Below are 4,368 nucleotides of genomic sequence, written 5' to 3'. Positions count from 1 at the left end.
CGGCAGTGGCCGCGGGGGGCCGGGTGGTTGAATCCGTCGAGGCGCCCAGCGGATGGATCCTCGCCGACCGGTCGGGAAACAAGGTGTGCCTGGCAGCCTGGCCAGACGGCGCGGAACCCGCCAGCCCCGAGCAAGCCGCATAAAGTCCACAGCGGCGCAACCAGATAGAGGGCGCGGGACTTCGAAACTAATTATGCGGCCGATTGCCGGTCCCTCTGCGTGCGCGTTGGCGACGAGACAGTCAGTCGTGATTGCAGGTCGCGAGTCGAGTCGGGGTTTCCCGTCCGATGAGTGGATCTTTCTCCCTCCTGGGGAGGAGATGGGTGGCCGGTTGCTGCTGTCTTCGTGCAGCTCGGCATAGATTCGCGATGTGAATCAGATACGAGTGCGATCGGCGGACCTCGTGGCGCCCGCTGTGGGAGTCGTGTACATCCTGCTGTGGTGGGTCGGTGAGGCCGGTCGTTTGGGGAACGGCGCATACGGCCCGGTGGTGGCGATGCTTCCGTTCTTGCTGTTCGGCATCGTGATCGCGGTCTCGAAGAAGTGGCCTGCGGTCGCCCTAGTCCTCATGGGGGCGACGACCGGCCTGCAACTGCTGATCGAGGGCGCGCGGTTCATCAGCTCGAGCTGGCCGGCGTACCTCCCGCTGCTGTATGCGGTGTTCAACATCAGCGCGTTCGGCCGACGCGCGGTCCACTGGATCTCGCTTCCCGTCTCCGCGGTGTACGCGGCCGTCGTGGCCGCGCTGCTTACGGTGCGCACATTCGGTCATGACGGGTGGCCGGTGCTGTACTCGCTCCAATCCGCCCGGCAGCTCCAAAGCGGCGGCGGGCTGGACATTGTCGGAACGTTCGCCGCGGTGTGCGCGGTCGCGGTCGGCCTCGCCGCTGGCGCCTGGTGCGCGGGTCTTGCGATGCGCAGAGCGAACCAGGTCGCTGCGGCCCGCCGGCAGGCTCAGGCTCTGCAGCAGGACCTCGACGTCGTGGAGAGTGAACTGGTCGTGTTGTCGGAGCGGGAGCGGCTCGCCCAAGACGTGCATGATGTCATGGCGCATTCGCTGGCCGTGATCGCGGCCCAGGCCGACGGGACCCGGATGCTGGACTCAGAGCTCTCCCCGGACTCCGAGCAGGCGTTGACCACGATCGCCGACACGGCGCGAGACGGGCTCGTCGAACTGCGTCGACTGCTTGACGCGAATCCGAGCCTGGAGCTGACGCAGCGCCCCGGACTCGCCGGTCTGCCCGCGCTGCTGGAGCGAGTGCGCGGCGCCGGCCTCGCCGTCGACTACGCCGAACTCGGCGACGCCGGTCCGCTCACGCCAATCCAGGAGTCGAGCGTCTACCGGATCGTGCAGGAGTCGTTGACAAACGCGGTGCGACACTCCCGTGCCGAAGGCTCCGCGAAAGTGACGCTGGATTGGCGAGGGCCGGGCTTGGCAGTGCTGATCGCCACCCCGGCGACGGACGCCGATGCGATCGAGCCTGGTCGCGGTATCCGCGGCATGCAGGATCGGGCGCGGCTTGCTGGCGGCTGGCTCACCGTCGGGATCGACGGCGATGCCTTCATCGTCAACGCGTTCGTCCCCGTCGAGGCGGCACGTTCTGCGGAGGTTGTCGCGTGAGCGACCGCATCCGGGTCGCGATCGCTGACGACCAGGTGCTGTTCTGCGCCGGCATCGAAATGATCATCCGCTCTCAGCCGGATCTGGAGTTCGTGGGCGCCGCATACGACGGGGAAGCGATCGTGAGCCTTGCGGGCAGGGAGGCGGCCGACGTCATCCTCATGGACATCCGGATGCCGAAAGCCGACGGCATCACTGCAACGCGCCACGCCGTGGCAGCGTCACCCAGCTCACGCGTCATCGTGCTGACGACCCACCAAAGGCCCGACGCCGTGGCACACGCGATCGCGGCCGGCGCACACGGGTTTCTGATGAAGGACGCCCGACCCGAACTAATGCTCGCCGCGATCCGCACTGTGCACGACGGGAGCTCGGTCTTCGCACCGCCGACCACGGTCGCGCTGATCCGAGACCTCACGCCACACACCGAAGACCAGCCTGACCAGCAAGCCATCGCCGCGCTGACTGCCCGTGAGCGAGAGGTCTACCTACTGGCCGCCCGCGGCCTGTCCAACGCCGAGATCGCTGAAGCCTCGTACATCGGCGAAGCCACCGTCAAGTCCCACATCTCGAGCATCCTTTCCAAACTCGAACTCGCCTCCCGCCTTCAACTCGTGGCGCACGCGTTCAACCACCACCTCGTGAAATGAGAAGCACATGAAGACGACACCGATCCTTCCTTCGGCGATTCACCTGCCACCGACCCAACCCATCGACATCACCGCATACCTCTCAGACCCACGCGACGAACCGACCGGCTAAGCGAGCACCTGGCGATTGCTTTCGTGAACCAAGAACCGTGCGCGAACGGTCCACGTGCGGGCACTCAAGGAAGGGCGTCCTGCGGATCGCCGTGGAACGGTCAGCCGACGTCGACGAGGGTGGACCAGGCGATGTCGATCACGCACAGCCCCTCGTCGGTCTCGCGATAAAAGACGTCACCCGGGTACGTGGACCCGGGTGACAAGCCCTCGGGAAGGCCCTCGAGATTGATGCTCCATTGGGGATCGAGTACCGCCTGTTTCTCCCAATAGTCGCCCACGAAGTGTTCCGGCTCGCCAGCCGACAGGCCGACCCAATCCGCCGCCTCGCCGAGGTCCGCGACGGAATCGTCGCAGATGAGGCCCGACGCCTCGTCCGTGGACATATCGTCGACGAGCTCTTCGGTCGTCTCAATCACTCGGGCACCGTCTGGCCCCCAGATCACCGAGTCGATCGAGCATGCGGACAACGTGGCCGAAAGCGCAACGACGGTAAACCCGACCACGGCGGCACGCAAAGCTCCCATCCGGCGAATCTACCGATACCAGAGTGATAGCGGGTGCATGAGCGCGATAGGTGCCGTCGCGTAACCGGAGCCGATGCAAGCCGCGGAGTGGGGACGCCTCGTAGCTGTTAGGGGTTCGCGCCTGACAACCCCGACCAGGCAAGGGCTGGATTCCACGCGACCAGCACGTACGCGATGGCTGTCATCGCCAGCAGCAGAAGAACCGCTACGAAGCTGACGAATCGAGAGATTCGTGGCCGAACGAGGGTCACCGCAATAGAAAGAACTGTGATCGCCATGATCGCGAGCGTGGGAAGAGAGGCGGCCTGGATGCGCTGAGACGGGAAGCAATTGCGCGGGCCCGGTAGAGAGAGCGCGCAGACTTCTGGGCCGAACGGAACAGCGGTCAGCCAAATGACCGCGGCGGAGGCAAGAGCGGTGAGCCCGATGGTCGCGACTGCTGGCCACGAGACCACGCGTGCGGTCAGGACACCGGGTTCCTTGGTCACAGCTTGAGCGTAGCGGCCGCGACGGGACTCGCCGCTGCCCGCGAGCCGGTCCTCGATCGGGCGCGTTCGTGTCGGCGGCCGTCAACTATGGCCCTCACGGCAGTCGCGTTGCAGAACACCCGCCCGCACGAATTCTCAACGAGCGGACCCCCTGCGATGTCGAGCATCCTGACGGCATCCTTAGCCCCGTGGGGCTCGAAGCCACGACCCGCGGACTAAAAGTCCGACGCTCTACCGACTGGGCTAGGGGCCCTTCGCATCCAGACCCGTGCTCTGCGCCCACCGTCCGAGGGCGGTGATCGCCTCGCGCAAGGCGAGCCCGCGATCCGTCAAGGCATAGGCGCGGGTGTTGTGGCGGAGCGGCAGACGCGACAGCACGCCGGCGGCTTCGAGTTCGCGAAGCCGTGTCGCCAGCACGCTCGCTGGCACTCCCAGGTCGCGCTGAAGATCGCCGTAACGCTGCGGTCCGTCGAGCAGCCGTTCCACGATGAGGAGGGCCCATCGCCCCCCGACGATGTCCAGTGCCGCGGCGAGGTCGCTCACGCGGTCTGATCGTTTTCCGGCTTCATCCAGAACGGCGAGTAGTGGTACCCGTCGGGGTCATCGAACTGACGCTGATACATGAAGGGGTAGTCGTCGGTGTCCCCGACGCGCCCGCCGGCGGCGGCCGCGCGCTCGATCAGATCATCGACCGCCTCCTTGCTGCCGAGGTCGAACGAGACCGTGACCTTCGAGGGGGTGTCGGGAGCGCCGATCAGTTCCTCGGTTGCGCCGACGTTCGCGTACATCTCGCGGCTGCCGAGCATGACGTACTGCTCGGGCGCGATGGCGAAGCAGGACACGTTGTGATCGGACATGTCCGCATTGAGCGTCCAGCCGAGTGCCGTGTAGAAGTCGGTCGACCGCTGGACGCTCTCGACCGGGCAGGTGATGAAGAGGCTCATGCGGCAGACACTTTCAAAATCGAAGTG

At 66.1% G+C, this 4,368-nt stretch carries 6 protein-coding genes; 2 read left to right on the top strand and 4 right to left on the bottom strand.

The genetic code is table 11. The features are described from left to right. Positions 1–370 precede the first annotated feature (370 nt). Together NQ160_RS19375 and NQ160_RS19370 are read left to right on the top strand one after the other, a co-directional pair. Positions 371–1,621 carry a sensor histidine kinase gene (locus NQ160_RS19375; protein WP_257516749.1) on the top strand — a complete coding sequence of 417 codons (1,251 nt, stop codon included), beginning with the start codon at positions 371–373 and terminating at the stop codon, positions 1,619–1,621. Then, entirely contained in the window at positions 1,618–2,271 is a 654-nt protein-coding gene (locus NQ160_RS19370) for a response regulator (RefSeq protein ID WP_257516748.1), read from the top strand. The genes NQ160_RS19375 and NQ160_RS19370 overlap by 4 nt, the downstream gene beginning before the upstream one ends. A gap of 212 nt (positions 2,272–2,483) precedes the next feature. Here the strand turns inward: NQ160_RS19370 and NQ160_RS19365 are convergent, their stop codons facing one another. From NQ160_RS19365 to NQ160_RS19350, 4 genes are all read right to left on the bottom strand, one after another. Further along, the gene (locus tag NQ160_RS19365) at positions 2,484–2,801 is read right to left on the bottom strand and encodes a hypothetical protein (protein WP_257516747.1); all 318 of its coding nucleotides are present in this window, start codon (positions 2,799–2,801) and stop codon (positions 2,484–2,486) included. A gap of 215 nt (positions 2,802–3,016) precedes the next feature. Beyond that, a complete protein-coding gene (locus NQ160_RS19360) occupies positions 3,017–3,397 on the bottom strand; it encodes a hypothetical protein (protein WP_257516746.1) in 381 nt (126 codons plus the stop codon). A 243-nt stretch (positions 3,398–3,640) separates the two neighbouring features. Next, positions 3,641–3,940, bottom strand: coding sequence for a winged helix-turn-helix transcriptional regulator (locus NQ160_RS19355; protein ID WP_257516745.1), 300 nt, complete (start codon positions 3,938–3,940; stop codon positions 3,641–3,643). Next, positions 3,937–4,341, bottom strand: coding sequence for a VOC family protein (locus NQ160_RS19350; protein ID WP_257516744.1), 405 nt, complete (start codon positions 4,339–4,341; stop codon positions 3,937–3,939). The genes NQ160_RS19355 and NQ160_RS19350 overlap by 4 nt, the downstream gene beginning before the upstream one ends. Positions 4,342–4,368: the final 27 nt, after the last annotated feature.

This window comes from Microbacterium sp. zg.Y909 (assembly GCF_024626565.1).
Note: the sequence above shows the minus strand (reverse complement) of the source record. Positions and strands in the feature narration are given on the sequence as shown.

Coding starts and splice junctions, on each gene's coding strand:
- NQ160_RS19350 (WP_257516744.1), bottom strand. CDS start 4,341: ATGAGCCTCTTCATCACCTGCCCGGTCGAGAGCGTCCAGCGGTCGACC.